This is a genomic window from Arsenicibacter sp. R0_47 (genome assembly GCF_057652235.1).
This window is the reverse complement of sequence record NZ_JBYFCJ010000047.1, coordinates 1-26,785: the sequence shown is the minus strand read 5'-3', so window position 1 is coordinate 26,785 and position 26,785 is coordinate 1. Positions and strand designations below refer to the sequence as shown.

Sequence of the window (26,785 nt, the reverse complement as noted above, 5' to 3'; positions counted from 1 at the left end):
CGTCATCGTTTTGTAGTTTCGTCACCACAAAAATAGGACATACTGGTTCTTGCCTTTTTTTATGAGAAAGCCCTGTTAAAACCCTTAAATTGGCGGTTTGTACTATTACTACTCCGGCTTTCCGGTACATATGTGACACAAAACAGACACAATAAAATAATACAGATAAACAGGAGTACCGGCGTACTTTGGTTATGCATGTGGCTAATGTGTACAGCAGGTTTTAGTCAGGCTAATCCGGATTCTTCCACTGCCGCAGCAGCTCTGCCGACTTCACAGCGGGATCTGATCGATGTCTTTCATCATGTACTGCCCCGGAAAATGGTGAAAGAACGCGACTTGAACCGGCTTCAGGAAGGGCGGCCACTGATGCTGGTTGTACCGCAGATCGGCTATACCATTCAGACGGGTCTATTGGCGCAGATACCCGTCAGCATTGCACTTCAGCGGCAGGAGGCTAACGTCTCTACTCTGCTGACAGCCATTACCTACACCAAAAACAATCAGCTCCTGTTTAACAGTACGCTCAACTACTGGCTGCCCGAAAACAAGTGGAAAATCACGAACGACCTGCGGGTGATGCATTACCCGCAATCGACTTACGGGCTCGGCATGTTTACCCGTACGACCAGAGAGATCAATATGGATTATGAATACCTGCGGCTCTATGCTACGGCGCTCCGGCAAATCAGGCCGAACCTGTTTCTGGGTCCCGGCTACGAACTCGACCTGCACTGGAATATCGACAGTTATAACGCCTACCGCGAATTTGTCAGGATTTCGCGCTACCCGTACGGCGTAACCGGCCGGTCGGTCACCTCCGGACTGGTCATGAACCTGCTCTATGACAACCGTCCGAATGCCATCAACGCTGTTAAAGGGGTCTATGCCAACGCCATTATCCGGCAAAATCTCACGTGGCTGGGCAGTCAGCAACCCAGTACTATGTTCCGGCTCGATGCGCGGAAGTACATTCCGCTTTCGGCCCGGCGGCCAGAGAACATTCTGGCACTCTGGTCGTATAATGTACTGACAGTAAGCGGCAATCCGCCATTCCTGGATTTACCATCAACGGGCTGGGATACGTTCAGCAACACAGGGCGGGGCTACATTCAGGGGCGGTTCCGGGGCAAAAATCTGCTGTATGCCGAAGCTGAATTCCGGTTCGGCATTACCGCCGACCGGCTGTTTGGCGGGGTGGTGTTTGCGAATGCACAAACGGTCAGTGAGCCGAACCTGTCGTCATCACTCACCGAGCAACGGGTGCGGTTTGCCCGGGTTGCTCCTGCGTTCGGCGCCGGGCTGCGCATCCGCATAAACAAATTATCGGGCACCAACATCGCCATCTATTATGGGCTGGGTCTCGATGGCTCCCATGGCCTGTATTTTAATTTCGGCGAGGTTTTCTGACAGTTTTTTCTTAAAAAAACATTGGTTTTGACAGGATTGACATGATCCAGGCTATCCTGCTCATCCTGTAATCCTGTCAAAAATATCCCTGTCAGAACTTACGGGCGTAGCCGACGCGGATTACCTGCGTTTCGTAATAGTCGGTGCTGGTGTAATGGAAGCCGTTACCCTGCACCTCACGACGGATTTTCAGGGTATTAAACAAGTCCGTGGCATTCAGGAACACCTCTCCTTTTCCCTGCTGAATGACCTTTTTTACCCCCGCATCAACCGAGAACCGGGCATAGACCTTGCCTTGCGGCACCAGGTCGGGCGCCTGATAAAGGGCCGTAAATTGGGCCTCCAGCTTATTGGGTAGTTTAAACTGACCATTCAGTTTTACGCTGCCGGAAAACATCTGCTGCCGCGGTGCCGTGTATGGGCTAACCACCGGGTACTTGTTGATAACACTAAACGCATCAATCGTATTCTGATACCCGTTCATGTTCAGGCTAAGGGTCCCCCACGTATCAACCGACTGCGACACCATCACCTCCACACCCGAACTCCGGCTCCGGCCCGCGTTCTGGAACACATTGTAGATCAATGTACTGCCGGGCACAATGGTCCCGATCCGCGTGATCGTCGCCTGCATTTCCTTATGGTAAAGTGCTCCATAGAGATAACCACCCGTCCAGTTGGTTTTGTAACCCAGTTCAACCGAGGTGGTGAACTGAGGCCGCAGCCCCGGATTGCCGACTTTTATGATCTCCGCATCGTCGTATTTCGGGAAAATCCGGATATCCACTTCGTTCGGGCGGTCAACACGGCGGTTGACAAACAACGAAAGGCGGTTATTACTGTTGAGCTTCCACGCCAGCCGGACATTCGGGAACGGCTGCGCATAGTGGTAGCCATCGCTTTTGTAGGTGTTGTGGTTCGGGTTCACCTCATAGTTCAGATCCACATATTCGAGCCGGAGACCGGCCTCCACGTCAAACCTGCGGGTTTCGATCAGGTAGTTTCCGTACACCGCCGGAATCACTTCGCGGTATGTGGCCCTCCCGCCGGCGTTGGCGTCAAGCGGCGAGTTCAGCCCCTGAAAAAACTGCATGTTGGTCGGAATGGTCCGGCGACGCAGTTTGGCGCCGGTTTCGAACCGGCCGTAGCGCAGCGGCTGCACATAGTCCAGGGTCAGATCCGTTACGTTTTCGTCGGACAGCAGCTTAAAGGAGTCCCGCCCCTGAAACGTCGGGTAAATGTTGTCAAAGAAGTACTTTTCGTCTTCGCGGTGGAAGGTGTAATTCAGTCCGAGGTTCAGCAATCGGCCCGGCTGCCGGTATTTATGCTGCCAGTTTGCCGTCGCGGTAGCCGTGGTTTTGATTTCGTCTTCCAGAAACTGCCACAGGCGCAGGCGCTCCGTCAGGGCTTTGTCGAAAAACGGTTCGTCGCCCCGGTCAATAATCCGTTCACTGCTGAACAGGCCCGACACGGTTACGGTATTCTGTTCGTCAAGAAACCAGTCGAGACCGCCCTTTGCCGTCACGATATTGGTGTTCCGGTTGCGTTTCAGTTGCTGGCGCACCACCTGCCCGTCGTCGTAATAGCGGTCCGTAAATTCGTTTTTATTGAGCGTCTGCGTATACAGGTTATCGGCCTGTAAAAAGAGATTAACCTTGTTTTTCCGGTAATTCAGCGACACCGAAGGATTGATTTTCGGCGTGGCCTGATACTGCGGGCGAATGGTCGGGTAGTTTTCCCGTTTTACCCACAATGCACCCAGTCCGGCCGCCAGCCCGACTTTGCCGTTGAGTCCCTCTTTCCGTTCTTTTTTAAAGATAATATTGATAATACCTGCATTGCCGTTGGCGTCGAATCTGGCCGACGGATTGTTGATGATCTCAATTTTTTCAATGGCCGACGCCGGAATATTGGCCAGTCCCGACTGATTGCCGAAGCCGGTCAGTGCCGTTTGCCGGCCGTCTACCAGTACCATCACCCGGTCACTGCCCCGCAGCAGCACCTGCCCGTCGCCGCTGACGGTGATACCCGGCAGGTTTTTCATCGCTTCGAGTGCCGAACCGCCCGCCTGGCTCAGGTTGTCGGCGAGGGTAAAGGTTTTTTTATCCATCGTCGCTGCCACGGCATCAGCCTTTGCCGATACCACGACTTCTGAAAGCTGGCTGACCACTTCCGGCAGCTCAACCACCCCGACATTCAGAAAATCACTGGCTTTGCCCACCAGAACCGACTGGTATTGTGTCTGGTAGCCGACCAGCGAAATACGGAGGCGGTACTCCCCCGGCTTAACCGGTCCGACCGAAAACAGGCCATCTTCCTTCGTGATCGAGCCCGTCACAAAGACACTGTCACGGGCATTCATGACCGTAACGCTGGCATAGGGTAATGCGGTTTTGGTTTTACTTTCCCGCACCAGTCCGGAAAGCGTGACACTGGTCGACTGGGCCAGCAACGTACCAGCCGGCAGCCACAGCAAACTAAGGAGATATAAACGGCGCATAGACATTCATCAAGAGTAACGACCCAAATCTAAGGCTGCTTTTTGAAGCAAATCTGAAGCAGCACTACAGAATCACTTCAGATTTTATTGCCAGATTTGGTAACTTGTTCTGTGCTAAACGTCATGCTGTATCAATAAACTCCGGAGCATGAAAGCCCCGCTCTGCACGAAGGAGCGGGGTTGGACTAAGGTTTTCAGATGAAAATTCTGCTTGTTGAGGATGAACCCGCACTGGTAAGTGCCATCCGCCGGTTTCTGGAAGAAGAACACTACGTGGTCACGACGGCAACGACATACGCCAGGGCAGCCACAGCCCTGCACGATTACGACTATGACTGCATTGTGCTCGATATTGGCCTGCCCGACGGCAACGGGCTGGACCTGATCCGGCAACTGAACGCTAAATCTGCCCGCTCAGAGGCAACAACATCCGGCCTCATTATCATCTCCGCCAAAGATTCGCTGGACGATAAATTACTGGGTCTGGAACTGGGCTCCGACGACTACATCACCAAACCCTTTCACCTGCCCGAACTGAACGCACGGATTAAATCAGTGCTGCGCCGCCGCTTTTTCGGAGGTAATAATTTGATCACCTTCGGCGACATTACCGTAGATTCCTTATCGCATCAGGTCAGGGTCAGGCACCAGACCATCGACCTGACCGAGAAAGAATACCAGTTGCTGGTCTTTTTTATGGCCAACCCCAATCGCCTGCTGACCAGAGCCGCTATTGCCGAATACGTCTGGGGCGACTACATGGACGGCGCCGATTCGCACGATTTTCTCTATACACACATCAAAAACCTGCGCCGGAAGCTCATCGACGGCGGCTGTCCCGACTACATCCGGACGCGCTACGGCGCAGGCTATCTATTCAGTAAAACCGCATGAGCCTGCTCCGGAAAACCCTGCTTTATCTCCTGCTTGTCATGCTTCCGGTAGCAATCGGCGGCGGCTGGCTGTTCGACACACTAATCCGGCGCGGGATTTATTACGAAATTGACGAACAGCTCAGCAGTGATCTGGCCTACATCAACCGGCAGCTGATCCGGCAGCAGGTGGCGATCGGTAAAGACCGCCATCTGCTCAATAATCCGCATATAGAGCCAATTCCGGGCGGGCGGGTCATGGCTCCTGTTTATTCCGACACGACCGGCTATGACTGGCGCGAGCATAATCCGGTGCCGGTCCGGCAGCTCAAAGCGACCGTCGCCGTTAACGGCCGGAATTACCTGGTGGTGGTTAAGCAGGCAATGGGTGAATTTGACGAAATTGCGCGGCTGCTGTCGGTGGTCGTCAGCGGCGGGTTCATTCTGCTGCTCGGTTTGCTGGTGCTGTTGAACAGCCGGGTATCCCGGCGACTCTGGACGCCTTTTTTCACGTTGATTGAGCAGTTGCGCGCTTTCCGGCTGGACGCGCCGGAACCGGTCCGGTTTTCGGGCAGCAGCGTGGCCGAATTCAACCACCTGAGTGCTACGCTGAATGACATGGGCCACAACCTGCAACAGCAATACCAGCTCCAGAAAGCCTTTACCGAACACGCCGCCCACGAACTCCAGACGCCGCTGGCCATTATCACCACCGATCTGGACCGGTTGCTGGGCACCGAACCGCTCACCGAAGAACAGGTTACGCTTATGGAATCTGCCCAGAGCTCAGTCCGGCGGCTGGTTCACCTCAACAAAAGCCTGCTCCTGCTGACCAAAGTAGAGAATCAGCAGTTTGCCGATCTGGAAACGGTTAACCTGAGTAATCTGGCCGAGCAGCAGTGCCGGCTGTTTGCACCGTACGCCGCTCACCGGGGCCTCGACTGGCAGTGTACGATTGCGCCGGACGTGACCCGGTCTCTTAACCCCTACCTTGCCGATGTCATGTTCAGTAATCTGCTCAAAAATGCCATGGTGCATGCCGCCACCCACAGCACAGTCCGCATTACACTGACCAACAGCTCGTTTATAACCCGGAATACCGGCCAGCCGCTACCGTTTCCGGAGGATCAGCTGTTCGGCCGGTTTGTAAAAAATCCGGCCCGCCCCGACTCCACCGGCCTTGGTCTGGCCATTGCCGGACAGGTTGCCCGCCGTTATGGCATGCAGCTCAACCATACTTATCAAGCTGACATTCAGCTACATATATTCACATTAAACTATTGAATTACAATACCGGCAGGTTCGTAACGTCTTAGCCTACACTGTCTTTTTTCCGGCCTTACCTGCTTGATAAGTCAAGTGATAGATTACTTTTGTCAAATCCATTCATTATCCTTACGTTTCTGACTTCCCGAATGCAGCGAATTACCTTTACCTGGTTATTTTTAATCGTACTGGCCTTCCCTCTGCCCATCCTCGCGCAGATTCATATTACCTATCCGACCGAACGGATGGTGGTACAGCGGAGTAACAGCAACCAGGCCACGGTACAGGTGGCGGGTAGTTTCAATCAGCAGCTCGATCAGATTACGTTTGATGTCATCAACCGGATGTCGGGCGCCGCCAGCACAAACGTCTTACTGCTGAACAATCCGGCAAACGGGCAATTCACCAGTACCATGACGCTGGCCGGTGGCTGGTGGCAGATTATCGTCAAAGGTCTTCGTAACAACACGGTCGTGGCCCGCGATACGCTCCAGCGCTTCGGCGTCGGCGAGGTGCTGGCCATTATGGGGCACTCGGATGCGCAGGGGTCTACCTGCATTGATAATACCAGCGGCAGTACAGACAATGCCTGTCCTACCCTCAGCGGGGCTTCCGATGACCGTGTGAGCTGCATCCGGCTGAACGACAACAACAACAGCGCTAATTTCTCGTCGGTTAGTCTGTCCAACTACGAGAATACGGCCGATCCGGTTTACCTGCCGGGCGTCAGCAACTTTGCCCACCTCGACACCTATGTTGGCATTGCTCCCTTTGCGCGGTTTGCCTGGTTCTGGGGCTACCTCGGCGATCTGCTGGTGCAGCAGCTGGGCGTCCCTGTCCTGTTCTTCAACGGCGGTTTCGGCGGATCAAATATGATGCAGAATTACAACGCCGCCTATGACATTTTCTTTCAGCATGGCTTTGTCCGCTATGACCTGCGGATGCCGTATGCCAACATGCGTAGTATCATGAACCTCTACACACCATCGACCGGTATCCGGGGAGTCCTGCTCCTGCACGGTGAAAATGACCGGGGCGATGGTGTTACATCAGCCGTTCTCCAGACATATTATAAAGGCGTTATCGACAAAGTACGTTCTGAATTCAACATGCCGTCGCTGGCGTGGAGTGTTTCTATTTCGGATTATGCGGCCGGTTTTTATCCGTATATCCGGGATGCGCAGCTGAATGTTATCCAGACGCCGGGCTACAATGCCTATCGCGGTCCTGATCTGGGAGCGATCAACAGCCAGCAGGACCGGCCGGATGGTATTCACTATTCGCCGACCGGCCAGCAAAAAGTAGCGTTGGCGTGGGCAAGTGCCTTGGTGTCCAGTAATTTCTTTACTACCTCAACACCTTATACGGCGCAGCAGCAGCCACTAACGTCAATCGCCTGTGCGACCGGCAACCAGTTATTCCTTTACCAGTCAACCGCCTATTCTCGTTATGTATGGGATAACGGACAGAATACCCAAAGCATTACGGCGGGCCCGGGTACATACAGCCTACGCGTTCAGACGACTCAGAATAAGTTTTTTTTCCCCCCGGCGGTTGTAGTCCCGGCCAACGTTGCGGTCGCCACGCCAACCATTTCGCCCGCCAGCGCTACCCTTTGCGCTACACCCAGTGTGACACTGACCTCGGGTAACGCCACTAACAACGCCTGGAGTACCGGCGCGGCGACCCAGAGCATCGTCGTCACAACCGCAGGCACGTACAGCGTACAGGCGATCAACCCCGTCTATGGCTGTCTGTCAGCACCGGCCACCGCGACCATTTCGGGAGGCAGCGCACCGGCCATTGCTATTTCGCCCGCTAACGCGACGCTGGCCAGCGGGCAAAGCCTGATTCTGAATGCCGTCGGCTGTACCAGTGGCCTGATTCGCTGGTCAACCGGCTCCACTAGCGCTGCGGTTGCCGTCAGCCCGGCCGTTACGACGGGTTATTCTGTCAGCTGCAGCGTTGGTACCTGTACCTCATCGGCCGCAACGACTGTTTTTGTTCCCGTCAGCAACACACTGGCTTATGCCGATCTGTCGATGAAGATGGTCGTCAGCAACCGGACGCCACAGGTTAGCGATGTGGTTACCTACACAATCGGCATTAAAAATTCAGGACCTGGCAGCGCAACGACGGTCAGCTTTGAGAACCGGCTGCCACCTAATCTGAGCTTTGTTTCCTCCCCTTCGCTGACGCATGCAAACGGTATTGTCAGCGGTACCATTTCTAATCTGGCGGCCGGCAGCACGGCCATCCGGACGTTTCAGGCACGGCCAACGGCGGCCGGTACTTACCTGAATGCCGCCGAGATCATCGCCTCTTCCAATCCGGACCCGAACAGCCAGCCCTTTACCGGTACCGGCGACGGTCAGGACGATGCGGCCTCGGCTGACTTCCGGACGCGTGTTAACGTAAGTTCTGATGTATTTGTCTCGCCGAACCCTAACCAGGTGCCGCTGCCTGCCGTACTGTCCAATCAGCCGGTCAACGGCGCTGATGTCGCGGATTTAAGTGTTCAGATAGTGTCAGACAAACGTATTACACAGCTGGGGCAGCTTGTGTCATTTACGGTAACCGTAATGAACGCGGGAGGCGCTACAGCTACCAATGTGACCGTCGGCAGTGAATTTCCGTTTGGTCTCCAGTTCTACTCATCTCCGTCCCTTCTGACCTTTCAGAACGGGTTACTTTCTGCATCCTTACCGGCGATTCCGGCCGGCCAGAGTGCGTCCTTTTTGCTGAGTGCACTCGTAACCAGTACCGGTACGCAGATTTACAAAGTGCAGATCATGACGGCTAACCCGGCCGATCCGGACAGTAAACCGGCCAACGGCTCATTCAACGGCGAAGACGATACTGCCAGCCTGGACATCCGCGTCTATTAGCGTCAGATCAGGCGATATAGACCGTTGTTGCCCGTTTAATGTCGTGGTAAAACAGCAGCTGCCATTCCTGTGCAGCCGCCTCAACGGCCCAGTATTTGCGCAGTTCCATGCCCTGCTTGCCGTCGAAGTCATTTTTATAGGCCAGATTACGCTTCAGATACCCCAGTTGCGGCACCTCGTCGGCCCCGAAAAAAGCGGTCTGTCCGGCATCCTGTATCCAGACTACCTGATGAAACGGTGTATGCCCTTTCGTAACCTTATACGTGATGTTCGCTGACAGAATGCCCTCATCGGCATCCAGCCAGGTTACCTGCGGATGAGCGTCCAGCGCTGCCAGTAATGGCTGGTTATAGGACGGATTTCCCTCCTGACCGCGCGCAAACGCCATCTCCCGCCGCTGGATGTAGTACACTGCGTTCGGAAAGACCATCGTAAACCGGTCATTTTCATCGAAGTAGCCAACGCCGTTCGAATGATCTTTGTGCAGATGCGACAGAATCACTTTGGTGACCTGTTCCGGCCCGTAACCTGCTTCCCGTAACAGCCGGATCAGTGTTAGCTGCCCCGCCTCCGTTGTACCCAGTCCGGTATCCAGCAGCACAACCTCGTCCGGTAAAACAACCAGAAACGGCTGAATCGCTACGGCCACACTTTTCGGCGGCCGGTCAGTCAACTGGTCTGTTTCGGGATTAAACGGCAGGAAGACTTTGGAAAAGTCGACCGAAAATGTGCCTTCGCGTAGGGGTATGATTGTCATGGTACGTTGGTCTTCCCGCAAACATACGCGCTAACGCCGGGCATCGCCGCATTATTCACACAAAAATGTAGGCTGCGGACTCAGTCACAATAGCAGAGGTCGCAGGTTGCCGTGGCAGCGCCGGGTTTGAGCACGTGCTTTTCGGTCTGTTGATTCACCGTGTACGAAAGTGTCAGTTGGTTGCCGTCTCCGCTTAACTCCCCGTTTACAACGGTTGGCACCGGCGCAAAACCGGCACCGGTAAAGGTAAAGTAAGTGGCATCAACGGTAAATTTTCCGCCTTTACTCACCTTGATCACCGGTAGGGTCAGGTATGCGCAGCACAGGCCGGAGAGCTTATAGCCACCCTGCACCGGACTCAGCTGAATGCAGGTTTCGGACCATGTATCGGCGGGTAACGGGTCTTTGGTATGGCAACCGGTCAGCAGGACCAGCGCGGTAAACACCAGACCCGATAGTGGTTTCAGCAACGGAGACGTTGTCATAGGCGTGTCGTTTACAGCTAGACCCGGATTCAGTCTGCCGGGTTGGAAGCAGTGACCGGTTTAGCACCTGTTTACATCCGGCACCGCTCAGGGCCGGCCCGATGGTTTCCAGGCCAGCGCGCGGTCCCGGTGCAAGGCCAGCGCCGGTGACCGCTGACGGGTGCCGGGCCATACGGCAGGGCTGGTTGCAGGCGTCCGGCGCAGTAGCTCACGCTCCTCATGTCTGGCCGTCAGAGAACTACCTTCGCCTGCGGATTGCCCGGTGTTCAGGAAACTAACGGCGAAGGGATCGGTAGCCGGATTAATCTGACCGGTAATGTCCGGTATAGGTACCGGCAAGCTACCGGCCCGTTCGCACCGGTTCCGCCCGACCGGTGCCGTCAGAAACAAAAAGAATACCGGAACGAGGCCGTAGACGAGGCGGCGAAAGAACCCCTCCGGCACACGACGGATCAATGTTGAGGCGTTGCTTGCTACACGAAACCACAGAAACCATTTCATCGGTCAGGAGCGCTTGTTTTGTATGACAAAGCTCCGTGATCCGCTCCGGAAAGATGTTCCTTATTTGACCAAAAACGTTCCCTATTTGGTCAGGACTTTCCTTATTTGACCAAATTTGCCTGTTTCGGCTTCGAAACGGGTCCGTCGAGACCCGCGCGCGTTAAAATCTGCCGGAAACGAGGGTCGCTGTGGAGAAACGAAAATAAAGGAGCGACTTTCAGATACAGCGGGATTTGTTCGGTAGCAAGCCCCTTTTCGAGGTAAGCTAGACAGCGGTCTTTCTCCCTCAGACCAGCGTAAAATTCGGCCCGGTAAGCATAGTTCTCCATAACATCCGGCAGCGTATCCAGGATCGCCAGGGTAGCGGCCGGCTGGCCCATCCGCGCGTTGGTAACAGCCTTCCGGTAAACAAACGTTTTCATAGCGGGCGAAAGCGCCAGACCTTTATCCAACTCCTGAACGGAAAGGGCATACTGTTCTCTGGCGAAATAATAGGCCGCCGTTGTCCAGTACCAGTTAGCGACCTTGCTGTGCAGCCGGTTGCCTTCCTCTATTAACTTTCCAGCTTCATCATACTGCCCGGCAGCGATCAGATTGCCCACGTGACCCATCAGAATAACCGGCAGCAGCGGGTCAAGTGTATAGGCTTTGGTACTGTAGGCAATGGCTCCGTCGACCTGTCCGATGGTCCGGAGCAACAGGCTGAGCGAATAATTAATCAGGGCATCATTGGGACTGTATTGCAGAGCAATCTGAAACGTTGTTTTTGCCTGTTCCCATTTCCCTTGTGCCTGATACAATTTGGCCAGAATCAGGTAAGCCTGGGCGTTTCGGGCCTCCAGCCGGATAGCGTCAAGAGCTTCTTTTTCGGCCAGCTGCTTCGTTTGCCGGCTCTCATCAATCCCCTCGGCCACGAGCAGGAAATGGGCCAGTGCCTTACCGGCATGCGCATCCGCATAACCGGGGTCAAGCGCCAGGGCACGGTTGAAATTCAGGAGGCTGCCCCGGATGCCCTCCTCGGAGCGGTTACGCAGCAGATACTGCCCCTTCAGGTATTCATTGTAGGCTGTCATATTCCGGGTCGGTGCCTTTTGTAGTTCCAGCTGCGTTGTCTGGCTTAGCTTCTGATTCAGCTCCGCCGCAATCTGACCGGAGACCTGCCCCATAAAATCAAAGATATGCTGCTCATCGCCTTCATACGTATTACTCCAGATAGTGCGGTTTTCATCGGCCAAAATCAGCTCAACCGATAGTTTTACCCGCGGTCCAACCTGTAAAACCTCCCCTTCGAGCAAATAGGCCACATCCAGCTCACCGGCAATCTCGGCCGGTGCTTTCGTTGTTTTTTCATACAGCATGGCAGAGGCCTGCGAAATTACTTTCAGATGTTCCAGCTGGCTCAGTGAGCTGTGAATCTGCTGCATAATACCGCTGCTGAAGTAATAGGTATCCGCTGCACCGGTATTCCGGAAGGGCAAAATGGCAATGGACGACTCCGCCACTGCCACGGGCCGGAATGGATTAATAGGGCTGAACCAACCCCGGATTCCCGCTAACAACAGTACGACTAACGCAGTGGCTACAACCGGCTTACGGCGATACCAGCGATGAGGCGTCTTACTATGCGGAATGGTGATGATCCGCTCTTCGGCAACGTCCGGCGGCAGGTCTTCATTTTCCGGCCCGGACTCGTCCGGTGCCCCCTCGTCTTCCGCTATATCCTGCTCATACACGCGGGCGAATGAGTCAGACTCCACCGCTCTGTTCCGGAAGTCGCTGGGACTTTTACCGTATGCTTCCGTAAAGTATTTACTCAGCATCTGGGAGCGCTCAAAACCAACCATAAAGGCAATTTCGGTAATCCGCAGGTCCGTATTTTCCAGCAGATCACGAGCTTTCACCAACCGTAGCTGACGAATGTAGAGGGATGGTGCCATGCCGGTCTGTTCTTTGACAAACCGGAACAGGTTCGACCGGCTGATGCCCAGCTCACGGCAGAGCTCATCAATGCCGAAAGCCGGATTGCTCATCTGCTCATCAATAAGCCTGTTTAACTGACTGAGTTGCGACTGCTCAGGTGACACCATTATGTACCGGTTCCCTTGGTTTTGGAACCGAAAGATAATACATCTGCTTGCCTCCTTACAATCAACAATACGTCATACGCACAAAAAAAGCAGTAACCGTTCCTGACCAGAAAGTCTATATTAATTCTCTTATTTGTCTAATAAATGACGGTAATCAGCTGACTTTTTACGATTTACGGCTAAACAGTATCGTGTCCTGTCAATTCACCCGGCCCTTCTCGGCATCGGCGGCATTGTCGGTATGGGCACGTTTGCGGGTAAATTTTTCCTGCCCGAACCGCCACGTCAGGGCAAGTCCGATCCGGCGGGTATCTGAGATGTTGGTGTGTAACGCCTCGCTCTGGTACAGGCTGACGGTACGGTCCGTCGTTTTCCACGACCGGAATATATCCTCCATCGTCAGGCGCAGGCTGCCTTTGTCCTTCCAGAGTTTTTTCTGGACGGCCGCCGCCATCCGGAACCGGGCGCGGGTGATGGTCTGCCCCGCCACATCATTGGAGGCATAATAGCTCGTCCACTCACCATTCCAGCCATGCCCCAGCCTGAACTGCTGCATGACATTCAGCCGGGCATGGTATACCGTTGTCCGGAGCGTCTCCGAATAGGCATTTCCGCGCAGGGCCAGCCGGGCAGTCATGACATTCAGATTGAGCGTCCACCACGGGGCCGGTGCCAGCGACAGGTTGGTACTGACCGACAGAATCCGGCCTTTCGCCACGTTCTCGGGGCGGGTCACAAAAATACCGTCAACCACGCGGGTCAGCTGAAAAATAAGGTTAGTAAAATCGTTGTACTGCACTGCTACGCCGATCCGGTGTTTGTGCTGCCATTTCAGTTCATACTGGTTTTGAAACGAGGGGCTTAACAGGGGGTTACCGGACGTGTAGGTGTACTGATCCCGATAGGCCAGAAACGGATTCAGCGACTGATAGCCCGGCCGGTTGATACGGCGGGTAACGCTGCCGGTCAACGTATTGTTACCGGTACTGTCCAGCTTATAGCTCATAAACACCGACGGAAACAGGTTGGTATAGCGGCGGGTAAAGGCACTTGCTGCTACCTCCGCATTCCCCAGCTGCCGGCCGCTGACCTGCGTATTTTCAAGCCGCAGTCCCGTTTGCAGGGCCAGCCGGTTCCAGCTTTTCCGCATCGATACATAGCCCGCGTGAATGGCTTCGCTGTACAGAAAATGATTCGAACGCCCGTAGTCCGGCGTATAATCCAGGCCGGTAAGCGCCATGTATTGCGTGTTATTGTCGTTGGTTACCCAACCCGACTTCGCCCCGGCTTCCAGCCGTCCCTTGTTCGGTAAGGGGTGCGTGTAATCTACCTTAGCCGTCGAAATCCGGATGTGCGATGGCAGATTATACAGAAACTGCTGCCGGCTGAGGAGATCCCCCGCCGCGCCGGTGACCCGATTGTCCAGCCGTTGCTCCCCGACCGTAACATACTGGATATGATTCAGATCAGCGCTGAGCTCCCGACCGGTTTTGCCGATGGTGTGCTGCATATTCACATTAGCCCCCGTATGGTTCCAGATAAAGCGGCCGTTGGTAGTACCGGTCCCGAGGGAATCAAGGCCGCCGGTACGATCCAGGCGCCGGCTGGTGTAGGTCAGCAGATCGGTGCGCGGGTTTTGCTGCCGGTTCAGGACAAAGCCGATGGTGGTAGTCGGCGTCAGGAAAACGTCAGCGCCGAAACGCCCCGAAAGCCCGTGTTCCGATGTCCGGAAGCGGTTCGTCAGCATTACAGCCGACGTTAGATTGCCCCGGGTATCCAGAAAAGTCCGGTCGTAGGTATCGGTTGACTGATTGCCATCCTTACTGTAATTGACGCTTCCGAAAACATTTATCTTTTTACGGTTGTAGTTCAGGCTGAGCGAATTATAGCTCCGGCTCGTTATTCCCTGACTACCACTCAGCGTAACACTCCCCGTCAGGCCGGCCAGTTTGCTGCGTTTCAGCCGGATGTTGATGATGGCCGATCCGGCAGCATCGTAGCGGGACGGCGGGTTGGTCATCAGTTCGAGTTTGTCGATGGCCCCGCCCGGCAGCGATTTGAGGTAAACGGCCAGGTCCTGCCCCGACATGTAGGTGGGCCGGCCGTCAATCAGCACCAGCACACCGGTTTTGCCGTTCAGGCTGATATCGCCGTTGACATCCACGCTCACACCGGGCGTTTTCTGGAGCACATCCAGTGTATTACCGGCCGCCGCCCCGATCATGGCCTCCACGTTCACAATTGTCCGGTCGATTTCCTGCTCCAGCAGGGGCTTTCTGGCCACGACCGTTACCTCGTTCAGTAGTTTCTGCGAGGCCGTCACGATAAAGACCGGCAATGCAATCGCCTCCTGCCCGTCGAGTACCAGCTCCCCGCTCCGGAAATCCTGATTGCCGACACTGGTGACCAGAATGCGGTAGCGGCCCGCAGTGAGGCCGGAAAAGGTAAATTTTCCGGTAATTCCGGTAATATCGCCTTTCACGAGCGTTGAGTCGGCCGCCCGCAATAGCCGGACCGTGGCCCCCGGCAGTGGTTCGTTTTGCCCGTCCCGAATAGAACCGGTCAGGCTTTGTGCGTGTGTCAGCACCGTAATCAATACGAAGAGTAAAGTGGTTAATGTACCTTGCATGGTCTGTTGTCGTTGTCTGCCACAAAAGTGCCCCCGCTCCCTTGCGGCACCAACGAACGCTGACGGATCATAGCCTCTGCCGGTCAGACGGGTAATTTTGGCTGACGAAACAGTTCATCAGCGTTTTTCCGGCTTTCGACAGCCGTATGCCGGTGTCTGGCCCGAAGGTTTACGAAAGTCGCCGGCCGGCATCAGCTTTGTATAAATCAGTTCAAAAAATCGTGAACAAAGACCATAGCTTTAACCGCTTAGCCACCCGTCTGGGTATATCGCCCCACCTGCTGCTGGGCGCCATACTGGTGCTGCCGCTGTACGTTATTTTCCGGCGTTATGCGCGGACAATCACCACGATGGACGACGAAGAAGCCGCCATCACCGCTACATTGTTGTCGCTGGCCGGCCTGTTCAGCGGCCGGTATCTGGCGATGGCCTGGTCCGGAAAACGGATTCCGGAATGGCTGATTGTTGTGTTGATTCTGGTTATGGTTGGCACAGCCCCGCTCTGCGCCAATTTTGCCGCTACGCTGCAACGCCGCCTTACCTTTATGCACCTGCTTTTCCTGACGGTTCCGGCCGTTCTCTTCTGCGTGGCGGCCGGTATGCTGATCAAACTGGTTCGTGACCGTGTGCGCTACCAGTTACAGGAGGCCAGGGCGCAGGCCGAGCACAGCCGGAGCGAGCTGCATCTGCTGCAATCCCAGCTCAGCCCGCATTTCCTGTTCAACACGCTGAATAACCTCTACGGCATTTCGATGACGCAACCCGACAAAACGCCTCCCCTCCTGCTAAAGCTGTCGGATCTGTTACGGTATACTGTATACGACGCCAAGGAACTGTACGTGCCCTTAGCCGACGAAGTGGCGTATATCAACAATTACATTGATTTCGAGTCGCTCCGGATTGGCAGCAAGCTTACCCTGACCACAGCGATTGAACCGGTTCAGGATCCGGGCCTGCGGATTGCCCCCATGTTGCTGATTGTCTTTATCGAAAATGCGTTTAAACACGCCCGCAACACCACCAGTCCGCAGCTTCTGATCGATATTACGCTGAAACGTTGGGGAAATTCGGTATTGTTGCTGGTCAAAAATTCGTTTTCGCCGCAGGAGAGCACCGGCCAGGACCTGAACCGCCGGAGTGGCCTGGGCCTTGCCAACGTCCGGAAGCGGCTGCAACTGCTTTATCCCGACGCCCATCACCTGTCGATTCAGGATGAAGACGGATTTTTTACGGTTCAATTACAAGTACGGATACAATAAACGTTTCGGGCGGCCACGTAGAGCCGTCCCAACGGGTGCTATGAAACTGATTACGTGTTTGATCGTTGATGATGAGCCGATTGCGCGCGACATTATTGCGGCGTATTGCAAACACCTGCCGCAGCTGACGGTGGCCGCCTCCTGCGACAACGCCCTCGACGCCAAAGTGGTTTTGCAGCAACAGGCTATTGACATTCTGTTTCTCGACATCAACATGCCGGTGCTGAGCGGTATTTCGTTTCTGAAAACGCTGCGCAACCCGCCCATGGTAATTTTCACCACGGCCTACAAGGAATACGCCGTTGATGCATTTGATCTGGCGGCCTGCGATTACCTGCTGAAACCCTTTTCGCTGGAGCGGTTCATTGTGGCGGTCGACAAAGCCATTGACCGGCTGCACCCCGTTCAACCCGCACTGCCAATAGCGCCGGAACCGGTTACCGAGCCGTATGTGTTTGTGAAGGCCGACGGCAAAATCTACAAAATTGCTTACGACGAGCTGCTGTTTGCCGAAGCCAGCGGCAACTACACCCGGATAAACACCACGGCCGGTCTGCTCCTGCCCGGCATGACCTTCACCAGCTTTGCGGGACTGCTGCCGGCCGGTCAGTTCCTGCGGGTTCACCGGTCGTTTGTGGTGAACAAATCGAAAATCAGCCACATCGAAGGCAACCGTATTTTCGTCGGCTCCCATGAAATCCCCATCGGCAGCAATTACCGGGAAGCGTTTTTGCGGGAGCTCGGGGTTTGATATAGTTGATCAACATCAGTTCTCACACACATGTTGCGACCGTGCTGCCGAAGACCTGAGGAATATGGGTATAAATTATATTACACTATTAATATATTATATTATATATTTATCTGTATTTCGGTAATAGCCTAAAGAGAGAGCGAGAACGGGGGTTAATTGATTCAGATAGTTATCTAAATTAAAAATAGTATTTATATGGAAACACTGATTCGCAATTTAATACGTCGCCAACCTGACAATAACATTCCTGCCAAGTTTAGGGAACTATTTTATGGATTACTCATACATTTATCCTCAACATTTATCAGTGCAATACTTATATTATCTATTGACTATTTAGTAGTTCACATTCTAGGAGAGAATTCTATTTATAATTCACACTTTAACAAAGATGATTATATACAAAAGTTCGGCTTAATTAAAAGTATTTTTTTTATAACTATTAAAGGACCAATATGTGAAGAATTAGCATTTAGATTAGTATTAATACCTAAATCCAGAAATATTTTTCTTGGCATATTTTCTTTAATGTACTTACTATTAGAAATACTCACCCCTTTAAATTACAGCGAAATATTTGTAATTTTATCTATTGTCTTCATAATTTACATACTTTATTGTGAAAAGCTCAGTAAATATTTACTCAATTTTGTTTTAAGTCTCCAAAAAGAGAGGTTACTGGTTGTTAGCAGCCTGTGTTTTGGCATTATACATATTGTAAATTTTAAGCCAATAAACCTTACTCTAATCTATTTGTATCCTATCTACATTCTACCTCAAATATGTTTAGGATTTGTTTTAGGTACTCTCAGGCTAAGAAACGGCTTTATCTGGGCTGTCATATTGCATATATTAATAAATAGCTCAGTGAATTGGTATAATATTTTCAGTAGCAGGTAGTAATATTTCTCTAAAACTTTATTATTTTTATTATCGGGTAGTTAACGTTGGTTTTGTGCATGAAAAACCCTAAAAAACCTTGTCAGCGGAGGCATTCCAACCCCTTTATAATTTTTATGGGAAAGCGCTCAATGAAGTCAGCGAAGCATCCACCTCCCGCACCTGACTAACTTCCACACTTTATACCGCAAAACCGTCGATTTGTACTGTCATCCGACAGTCAATCACACGTAGGTTTGTCCCGTTAAGCAGCGTCAGGTACTCCGGAGCAGCCTCATCCGGAGAGGACCGGCGCATCTGCCCAAAACCGGTCATCAACGGGTATCTGTACCCGCTTTTGTGCCGGGCAAACCCGATACCATGAGCAACGTCATTTCAGGCCTTCACCACATTACGGCCATCGCCAACAATGCCCAGCGCAACTACGATTTTTATACGCGGACGCTCGGCCTGCGGCTGGTCAAAAAAACCGTCAATTTCGACGATCCCAGTACATATCATTTCTACTACGGCGACGGGCAGGGCACGCCCGGTACCATCCTGACCTTTTTTCCGTGGGAAGGCATCGGCCCGGGACGTAACGGCATCGGTATGGCTACCGAAATCGGGTATGCCGTGCCGGATAGCAGCCTTGAGTTCTGGCAGGCCCGCTTCCGCGAACGCGGCGTGCACAGTGAGGAGGCCGGTGAACGCTTCGGCCAGACCTACCTGCCTTTTACTGATCCCGACGGGCTGGTCATTACGCTTATTCCCGCAGGGCCGGCCGACCAGCGGCCGGGCTGGACCACCGACGCCGTTGGCCCGGATGTGGCTCTCCGTGGCTTCCACAGTGTTACGCTGACGCTTCGGGAGATTGACCCGACAGCCCGGGTGCTCACCGACATTTTCGGGTACCGGCTGATCGGGCAGGAAGGTAACCGCTATCGGTTTCAGACAGATACGGTGCCGACTGCCTCGATTGTCGACTTGCTGGAAGAACCGACCGGTTCGGCGGGGCGGAATGCGGCCGGGACCAACCACCACGTTGCATTCCGGGTGGCCAACGAGGACGTGCAGATGGCATTCCGGGAAAAAATTATGAGCAGCGGCCTCCAGATTACGCCGAAAATTAACCGCGACTACTTTTTCTCACTCTACTTCCGTGAGCCGGGCGGTGTGTTGTTTGAGATTGCCACCGATAATCCGGGGTTCACCGTTGACGAGCCGCTGGACCAGCTCGGCACCAGCCTGAAATTACCGGAACAGTATGCCGCCGCCAGAACCCGGATCGAAAAAGCCCTGGCAGCGCTCAAAATCCGGTAAACTATTGCCGTCAACAGTCCTTTATACATCTTCCCTGACCAGTAAAGCAGTCATCATGAAACCAACGCATTATGCCACAATCTCCGAAGCCGTCAATGCCTTGAACGCGCAGGGATTTACGACCGATTTCCGGCTGGCGTATGACCAGCTTACCTGCCCGCAGACATCCCTCAGAGCCGGCGAGTTCCGCATTGTCGATGTCTATCGCTACGAAGGCGACTCTGACCCGGCCGACGAAGCCATCGTCTATGCCATTGAATCGCAGGAAGGCCTGAAGGGCGTTCTGGTTATGGGCTACGGCGTGTCCGACGACCCCGTATCCGACGAAATGCTGGCCGAACTGAAGCGTATATAACTTTTCAGCAACTCTATTTTAACCCGTTATCATGCAGACAATCGGAATTTCTGACCAGAACCGTGAAGTGGTCGCCCATCAGCTGAGCAAACTGCTGGCCGATGAGTTCGTCTTATATACCAAAACGCTCAACGCGCACTGGAACCTCGAAGGCCCTGACTTCCACGCGATGCATCTGTATCTGGAAACGCTGTATACCGAAGCAGCAGAGACCGTCGATTCGGTAGCCGAACGCATCCGGCAGCTTGACCATTATGCCCCGGCCACGCTGAAGCAGTTTCTTCAGCTCACCCACCTCAGCGAACAGGCAGACGGCGGTAACGACAGCCGCAGCCTGCTGAAAAAACTGCTGAGCGACCACGAGAGCATTATCACCTTTATACGCGGCTCAATCAGTGAGTTTCAGGATGCGCACAAGGACGCCGGTACGGGCGATTTTGTGACCGGTCTGCTGGGTGCTCACGAAAAAACGGCGTGGATGCTGCGTGCTCATCTGAAATAACCAACTTACTCTTTTTAACCTGAACCAACTCGGTTACAGGTCCAGCCACAGGTCCGGCAACGGTATCTGTGGCTGTTGTTTTACGTACTATCATACCGTATTCCCGGCCAGCTGTTTATTTTTGTTTGTTCTGCCTGACATTTCCGGCCACGCTTATGATCCGCTTCTGTTTTCTCATCACCGGTTTGCTCTTTATCGCCTCAGCCGCAAGGGCGGAACCGCTGGTTCCCCTGCTCCGGCCGCGTACGCTCGACAGCCTGAAACAGGCGTTGCTGCTGAAGCGTGAGACACGAAGCCGCGTGGATGCGCTGCTGATGCTGAGCAACGATCAGATTACCCGGTACGAAGAGCTTGAAATTGATCCGGTTGACGCAGAACAGTATATCCGGCAGGCCAGCCGCCTGAGCACCACGCTTGGCTACGCGGATGGTCAGGTACAAAGCCTGTGTGCACAGGGACGGCTCGCAGGTATCCGCGGTGACCGGAAAACCGCCGAAACCCTGCTCCGGCAGGTACTGGCTCACTATGTGCGGCAACGTATGCCGAGCCGGCAGGCAGCGACCTGGTATTATCTGGGGCAAGTCTATGGCCGGAATGCGGAAGAGCTCCCTGAAAAAATAAGCTGCTACGAGCAGGCCATGCGCTTGTTCAAACAGACGGGGAAGGTTGCTGATCAGGCCTATATGCTCAAAAACATTGCCGATATGCACCTCTTGCAGGGGCATCCGGCACAGGCCGAACAGGAACTGATGCAGGTGCTGGCCATGTACCGCTCCATTCACTACCCGAACCTGCATTACACCTACGATCTGCTTGCCTCCATTTACCATAATAGCCTGAACAACTACGGTCAGGCGCTGAAATACATGCTGCTTACCCTGGAAAGTGCTACCGCCAGCAAAGACAGTACATACCTTAGCAGCTTCCATCTGAGTCTGGGCGTTTTATACGACGAACTTAAGCAATGGCAGACCGCCCTTACGCACTACAACAAAGCCCTTGACCTGTTTGCCCGCGATAACAGCGCGATGATGGTCCATAACATTGCCCACAGCATAACCAGTGTGCTGATCGCACATGACAGTCCGCAGGCCGCGTTGACGTTTTATAAACGTATTCTGCGACAACATCCCCTGCCGCCCGCCTCAAGCGAATGGTCGCAGGTGTACATGACATTGGCCGACTGTTATTCAGCCCTGAAACAAAACCGGCTGGCAGAATATTATTACCTGAAAATGCTGGCAACCCGCTCCAAAAAATCGCCGCTGGATAATGCCGCCATTGCTGCCCACATCAAGACCGGTACGTTTTTCGTCAAGGTACAGAAGTACGATCAGGCACGCTACTACCTGGGGCGGGCAATGGATATGCTGAAAGAAGCGGGTTATGTGCGGGGAACGCCCAGTGTGCACCTGCAGCTGTTTAAGGTAGACTCGGCACAGCAGCATTACCCCGCCGCCATTGCCCACTACCAGAAATACAAAGCCCTCAGCGACTCGATTTTTAATGAGCGGAAAAGTCAGCAAATCGCCAATCTGGAAATCAGCTACAACACCCGCAAAAAAGAACAGGATATTGCGCTGCTGACCCGGCAAAACCAACTCCAGCAGGCGCGCATCCGGGCGAAGGATCTGCAACGAAACAGTATCATTGCCGGTTCGGCCTTGCTGATTCTTCTGTCGGCGCTGCTCTTTAACCGCTACCGGCTCAAACAGCGCAGCAACCGGCTGCTCGAAGCCAAGCAAATTGAAATTAACCTGAAAAACAGCTCGCTGGAGCAGATTTTACAGGAAAAAGAACACCTGCTGACCGAAAAGGAATGGATGCTGAAAGAAATTCACCACCGGGTAAAAAACAACATGCAGATCATCATCAGCATGCTGAATGCGCAGGCTGACTTTCTGGAAGACCCGCAGGCGCTGACCGCCATCATGGACAGCCGGAACCGGGTGAATGCCATGGCCCTGATTCACCAGAAACTGTACCAGACAGACAGCCTCTCGCAGGTGAACATGCCGGAATTTGTCCGCGAACTGACCGACCATCTGCTGAGTTCCTACAGCCTCCGGACATCCGTTCAGACCGACCTCCATATCGACGATGTGAGCCTGAGCGTGACGCAGGCCATTCCGATTGGCCTCATTATCAACGAAGCCGTAACGAACTCACTGAAATATGCCTTCCCCGAACAGCCGTCCGGCATGATCAGCGTTACGCTGAACGCCCCTGGTCCGGCAATCTGCCAGCTAACGATCAGTGACAATGGTACCGGCTTTCCAGATGGCCTAGACACCGCCCGCAGTAATACCCTCGGTCTGCTGATGATCCGCGGCCTGAGTCAGCAACTGGGCGGAAAACTGACGATCCGGAACGAAAACGGCGTCCGGATTCAACTCGTGTTTACTGCGGCCTGAGCCTCTGCTCATCGCCTGCCGGTATGAATATGCAGCTTCTTCATCCGGGCTTCGAGCGTTGTCGGTTTAAGGTTCAGCAGTTCGGCCGCCCCGCCGTTGCCGCGTATCCGGTTACCCGATTTTTCCAGCGCCGCCAGAATCGCCGCCCGCATGGTTTCGTCAATCGGCTGGATTTCGCCGGCTACCGGCTGAGGCACGACCACCTGTTTCGGCAAAGCGGTTATCGACAGGGGCTCAGCCAGCCGGAGTGTCGGCGGCGGCGATAGAATCGCGGCCCGTTCCAGGACATGTTCCAGCTCGCGGATATTGCCCGGCCACGGGTACGCCAGCAACTGCAGCAGCGAATCGTTGGCAATGCCCGTCAGCGGTTTGCCCAGTTTTTTGCTGATCCGGCGCAGAAAATAAATGGCCAGCGGACGAATGTCTTCCGGACGATCGCGCAGGGCGGGCACCTGAATCGGGAACACATTCAGCCGGTAGTACAGATCCGACCGGAAGCGGCCTTCGGCCACCTCCCGTTGCAGATTCCGGTTTGTCGCGGCAATGATGCGGGTATCAATCCGGATCGGGCCTTTTCCGCCAATCCGCTCAATTTCCTTTTCCTGAATGGCCCGCAACAGCTTGGCCTGAAGTTCGAGCGGCAGTTCGCCGATTTCGTCGAGAAACAACGTGCCGCCATTGGCCAGCTCAAACTTACCGATCCGCTTTTCGGTTGCGCCGGTAAAACTGCCTTTTTCATGCCCGAACAGCTCTGACTCAATCAGCTGGGCAGGCAGTGCCGCACAGTTTATTTTCACGACGGTGCGGTCTTTCCGGGCCGACAGGTTATGAATGGCTCTCGCTACCAGCTCTTTGCCGGTACCGGTCTCCCCCATAATCAGTACCGTGGCATCCGTCGGCGCCACCTGGCTGATATTGGTAAACACCGCCTGCATGGCCGGGCTGTCACCAATAAATTCTCCGAAATTATGGTTGCGCCTGAGTTCTTCGGTCAGGTAGGTTTTCTCCTGTTCGAGCTGTTCGCTCAGCGTTTTGATCCGCTCAAATGCCTGTACGTTTTCCAGTGCCAGTCCCATCTGCACGCTGAGTTCCTGCATCGTACGCAGGTCTTTGTAGGTAAAGGCAAACGGTGCCTTACTGCCCAGTACCAGCGAAGCAATCAGCTGATCCCTGATAAATACCGGCACATACATCGATGATTGCAGCTCGCCGGCTTTGGGGTACAACTCTTCCGGAAGCGCCGGATTTGCAAACGGGTACCCAACGTGCAGCGCCGGTTTCATGAGCAGCAGCCGCAGACCGGCCTGTGCTGCTTCATTACCCGTAAACAGGGTATGTAGTCCATGACCGGTATGGGCAACAAAAAGACCGTTCTCCTTTTTGACCATACTGTCTGCCTCTTCCGTCTGTGAGACAGTCGCCGGCTGATACATACCCACCAGATCAACCGGAATCAGCTCATTGATCGCCTGCGCCACTTCGGCCAGCACCGCGTCGCGGTTGATACCATTCCGGAACGCATGCACAATGGCCAGTTCGACCGCCTTAATCTGACGGCGGGCCTCCAGCTCCTCGTAAGCCAGCAGATTTTCCAGCGCCAGCGCAATCTGCGGAATGATTAAATTAACAGCTTGATAATCGTGACTGGTAAACCCACCGGCGTCCGTTTTAGACAGAATAATGGTCGTCAGCGAATTGCGCTTTAGCTGTACCGGAAAAAGTGCCAGCGACCCGACCCCGAAATTATCCCGGCACGACCGGGCCGTAATGTAGGTTTCGCACAGCTGATCGAACGCATCGCCGGTAAAAACACCCTTCAGCTCACCAAGGCGGTCGGGGGCCTCACGGTCGAGTCGATCAAACAGTTGTTCGTCGGGTTCGTTTTGCAGCAACGCTGTCAGGTTCACCCGCCCGAAAGTATCGTCGGCGTATTTTTCCAGCATGAGCCAGTAAAATGACGACTCATCCGGCAGGCCAATCCGCAGGTTCAGATAACTAAACGGCACCAGCTGGTTAATCTGCCGCGCAATGGCCAGACACAGGGCCTCACGGTCCTGAATGCTCACAATGGCATTATTTACCGCAATCTGAATGGTTTGCTGCTGCCGGAGTTTGGTTTCCTCCGAATGCGCGTGGCGATAGCGCGCAATGTCGAGCGTTGTCAGCACATCTTTTTCCCGGAAGGGTTTGGTCAGAAAGCCAAACGGCTGCGTCACCCTGGCCGCTTCGAGCACATCATTCGTCAGGTTGGCCGAAAGATACACAAACGGAATACCCAGCCGGTTCAGCCAATGCGCCAGATCGATCCCGGTCTGATCGCCGGACAGGAAAATATCCAGTAGCACAATGTCGGGCCGCTGTTCGCCGATGATCGCCTGTGCTTCCGCTACCGAACCTGCCAGGCCAACCACCTGATAACCGGCCTTCGTCAGCATGCGCCGGAGATCATGCGCAATCAGAAATTCATCCTCAACAATTAACAGAGAAGGCAGGGCCGGCGATTCGGGAAGAGTGTTCATAACGGTTGTTCAGATTGCGTCTGTTCTGTAAAGATACAACCTGCCGCTGACTCCATGACAAGCCTCCAATATATTGGAGGTTCCGGTATTTTGGAGTTCACAAAATGCTGCTACTCAAAATCAATGCATTGATTATCAACATAATATAAAATAAAAACATGGTAACCTACAGGTTGGCACCGTTATCGTACAGTAGGGAATGTAGTGTTGCTTAACGTCCATAAACCAGGAAACCATGTTTGACTCAACCTCAAATGAGCCGCTTTCTATCCGGCAACAGGAACTGCCCTGCGGAGCAACACGCCGCCACGGGCCTACGCAGTATGTGTTGCTGCTGATCAAAACAGGGAAAGGGCACCATCGGATCAATGATTGCCGGCTTGCGTATCAGGCAGGGGATATTTTCCTGCTTTTTCCGGAAGATCGATACAGTCTGGAAGCACAACAGCATACGCAGTGGCTACAGCTGGCGTTTACACCGGTATATCTGGCGGGCCTGATGCACCTCTGTGGCCAGCAGTGGCTTAACCTCAGTAGCCGGCAATCGCCTCAGTCCTGCCCGATTACGGCTAATCCGGCAAGCCAGCGCCATATTATGGCCCTGGCCGACATTGTGCTGGCCGAAATGCTGTCATCACCTGACACAGGGCCAAACCCCGTTATTAACCTGTTGATGACCACGGTACTCAGCCTGCTCGACCGGCTGCTGACACAGCCAGCTCCTGTGGCCGCCCCCCAATCCTCATCATTGCTGATCAGGCGCATGATCGGGTATGTGTCTCAGCACATTACCGAACCGGACAACCTGCGCATTGAGAAAATGGCGGATGTTTTCAACTATTCGCCGGGGCATCTGGGGGCCATATTCAAGAAGCACGCCGGTGAGTCCATCCAGCAGTACATTATCCGGCATAAACTACGGCTGGTCGAAACGCGGCTTACGCTCAGCAGCATGACCGTATCTCAGATCGCCGATGAGTTCGGGTTTTCGGATGTGTGTCACCTGAACAAGCTTTTCAAGCGGTATTATAACAATACGCCGACGAATTACCGGCGGTGTCAGATCAGTCAGTGAGTGATGCTCTGATGACTTCAGGTCCTTCCCCGTTGGGTATAGTATAAACTACGCCCATGCGTTAGCCGGTCTCCGACCAGCGTCTTATTTGTAGCAGGTTAATGGCCGGTATGCGGGGGAGTTTTTAATTAGACGCCCTCTTGACAGTCGACCGCTCGCGTCCGTGGCTTATTTTGAGAAAAGACTGCTTTCAGGCCGGAAGGCCTGTCTTATTTGTATCGCTCGCTTATTGTGAGCGATAACCCTTAGTTTTGCATTGTTGTACAAAACCAGGAAGAACGGTATCTTGTGCAATATGGATGCATCCTAA

The 26,785-nt window shown here is 53.9% G+C and carries 19 protein-coding genes; 12 read left to right on the top strand and 7 right to left on the bottom strand.

Annotated features, from left to right (window positions below; all coding sequences use genetic code 11):
• The first annotated feature begins 207 nt into the window (after nt 1–207).
• On the top strand, nt 208–1,410 hold the full coding sequence (locus AC23NW_RS34245; RefSeq protein ID WP_487455125.1) for a BamA/TamA family outer membrane protein: 1,203 nt from the start codon (nt 208–210) through the stop codon (nt 1,408–1,410).
• A 91-nt stretch (nt 1,411–1,501) separates the two neighbouring features.
• Here AC23NW_RS34245 and AC23NW_RS34240 read toward each other — a convergent pair whose 3' ends face one another.
• Nucleotides 1,502–3,910 (bottom strand): TonB-dependent receptor, encoded by a 2,409-nt coding sequence (locus AC23NW_RS34240; protein WP_487455124.1) that lies wholly within the window; start codon nt 3,908–3,910, stop codon nt 1,502–1,504.
• A 198-nt stretch (nt 3,911–4,108) separates the two neighbouring features.
• Between AC23NW_RS34240 and AC23NW_RS34235 the strand changes: the two genes are divergently transcribed.
• The 3 genes from AC23NW_RS34235 to AC23NW_RS34225 all read left to right on the top strand — a co-directional run bounded on the left by AC23NW_RS34235 (nt 4,109) and on the right by AC23NW_RS34225 (nt 8,936).
• Nucleotides 4,109–4,804 (top strand): response regulator transcription factor, encoded by a 696-nt coding sequence (locus AC23NW_RS34235; RefSeq protein WP_293843556.1) that lies wholly within the window; start codon nt 4,109–4,111, stop codon nt 4,802–4,804.
• On the top strand, nt 4,801–6,066 hold the full coding sequence (locus tag AC23NW_RS34230) for a sensor histidine kinase (protein ID WP_487455123.1): 1,266 nt from the start codon (nt 4,801–4,803) through the stop codon (nt 6,064–6,066). The genes AC23NW_RS34235 and AC23NW_RS34230 overlap by 4 nt, the downstream gene beginning before the upstream one ends.
• A 131-nt stretch (nt 6,067–6,197) precedes the next feature.
• A complete protein-coding gene (locus tag AC23NW_RS34225; RefSeq protein ID WP_487455122.1) occupies nt 6,198–8,936 on the top strand; it encodes a hypothetical protein in 2,739 nt (912 codons plus the stop codon).
• Between the two features lie 7 nt (nt 8,937–8,943).
• Here AC23NW_RS34225 and AC23NW_RS34220 read toward each other — a convergent pair whose 3' ends face one another.
• The 5 genes from AC23NW_RS34220 to AC23NW_RS34200 all read right to left on the bottom strand — a co-directional run bounded on the left by AC23NW_RS34220 (nt 8,944) and on the right by AC23NW_RS34200 (nt 15,395).
• Nucleotides 8,944–9,693 carry an MBL fold metallo-hydrolase gene (locus AC23NW_RS34220; RefSeq protein ID WP_487455121.1) on the bottom strand — a complete coding sequence of 250 codons (750 nt, stop codon included), beginning with the start codon at nt 9,691–9,693 and terminating at the stop codon, nt 8,944–8,946.
• A gap of 80 nt (nt 9,694–9,773) precedes the next feature.
• Nucleotides 9,774–10,178 (bottom strand): hypothetical protein, encoded by a 405-nt coding sequence (locus tag AC23NW_RS34215; RefSeq protein ID WP_487455120.1) that lies wholly within the window; start codon nt 10,176–10,178, stop codon nt 9,774–9,776.
• Between the two features lie 87 nt (nt 10,179–10,265).
• A complete protein-coding gene (locus AC23NW_RS34210; protein WP_487455119.1) occupies nt 10,266–10,679 on the bottom strand; it encodes a hypothetical protein in 414 nt (137 codons plus the stop codon).
• A gap of 101 nt (nt 10,680–10,780) precedes the next feature.
• The gene (locus AC23NW_RS34205) at nt 10,781–12,766 is read right to left on the bottom strand and encodes a helix-turn-helix domain-containing protein (protein WP_487455118.1); all 1,986 of its coding nucleotides are present in this window, start codon (nt 12,764–12,766) and stop codon (nt 10,781–10,783) included.
• Nucleotides 12,767–12,965: 199 nt separating this feature from the next.
• Entirely contained in the window at nt 12,966–15,395 is a 2,430-nt protein-coding gene (locus tag AC23NW_RS34200; RefSeq protein WP_487455117.1) for a TonB-dependent receptor, read from the bottom strand.
• A gap of 221 nt (nt 15,396–15,616) precedes the next feature.
• Here AC23NW_RS34200 and AC23NW_RS34195 point away from each other — a divergent pair, with 221 nt between their 5' ends.
• The 7 genes from AC23NW_RS34195 to AC23NW_RS34165 all read left to right on the top strand — a co-directional run bounded on the left by AC23NW_RS34195 (nt 15,617) and on the right by AC23NW_RS34165 (nt 22,881).
• On the top strand, nt 15,617–16,654 hold the full coding sequence (locus AC23NW_RS34195; protein ID WP_487455116.1) for a sensor histidine kinase: 1,038 nt from the start codon (nt 15,617–15,619) through the stop codon (nt 16,652–16,654).
• 40 nt (nt 16,655–16,694) lie between these two features.
• Entirely contained in the window at nt 16,695–17,405 is a 711-nt protein-coding gene (locus AC23NW_RS34190) for a LytR/AlgR family response regulator transcription factor (RefSeq protein WP_487455115.1), read from the top strand.
• Nucleotides 17,406–17,603: 198 nt separating this feature from the next.
• On the top strand, nt 17,604–18,308 hold the full coding sequence (locus AC23NW_RS34185; protein ID WP_487455114.1) for a CPBP family glutamic-type intramembrane protease: 705 nt from the start codon (nt 17,604–17,606) through the stop codon (nt 18,306–18,308).
• Between the two features lie 360 nt (nt 18,309–18,668).
• Nucleotides 18,669–19,610: a ring-cleaving dioxygenase gene (locus tag AC23NW_RS34180; RefSeq protein ID WP_487455113.1), complete on the top strand. Its 942-nt coding sequence runs from the start codon at nt 18,669–18,671 to the stop codon at nt 19,608–19,610.
• Nucleotides 19,611–19,665: 55 nt separating this feature from the next.
• Nucleotides 19,666–19,965, top strand: coding sequence for a hypothetical protein (locus AC23NW_RS34175; RefSeq protein ID WP_293844534.1), 300 nt, complete (start codon nt 19,666–19,668; stop codon nt 19,963–19,965).
• 31 nt (nt 19,966–19,996) lie between these two features.
• Nucleotides 19,997–20,467 carry a Dps family protein gene (locus AC23NW_RS34170; RefSeq protein ID WP_293844537.1) on the top strand — a complete coding sequence of 157 codons (471 nt, stop codon included), beginning with the start codon at nt 19,997–19,999 and terminating at the stop codon, nt 20,465–20,467.
• A 155-nt stretch (nt 20,468–20,622) separates the two neighbouring features.
• Complete coding sequence (locus AC23NW_RS34165) at nt 20,623–22,881, top strand: tetratricopeptide repeat-containing sensor histidine kinase (RefSeq protein WP_487455112.1); 2,259 nt, start codon at nt 20,623–20,625, stop codon at nt 22,879–22,881.
• 8 nt (nt 22,882–22,889) lie between these two features.
• On the opposite strand, the gene AC23NW_RS34160 is transcribed toward AC23NW_RS34165, so the two are convergent.
• A complete protein-coding gene (locus AC23NW_RS34160) occupies nt 22,890–25,400 on the bottom strand; it encodes a sigma 54-interacting transcriptional regulator (RefSeq protein WP_487455111.1) in 2,511 nt (836 codons plus the stop codon).
• 235 nt (nt 25,401–25,635) lie between these two features.
• Between AC23NW_RS34160 and AC23NW_RS34155 the strand changes: the two genes are divergently transcribed.
• Nucleotides 25,636–26,475 carry a helix-turn-helix domain-containing protein gene (locus AC23NW_RS34155; RefSeq protein WP_487455110.1) on the top strand — a complete coding sequence of 280 codons (840 nt, stop codon included), beginning with the start codon at nt 25,636–25,638 and terminating at the stop codon, nt 26,473–26,475.
• The last annotated feature ends 310 nt before the right edge of the window (nt 26,476–26,785 follow it).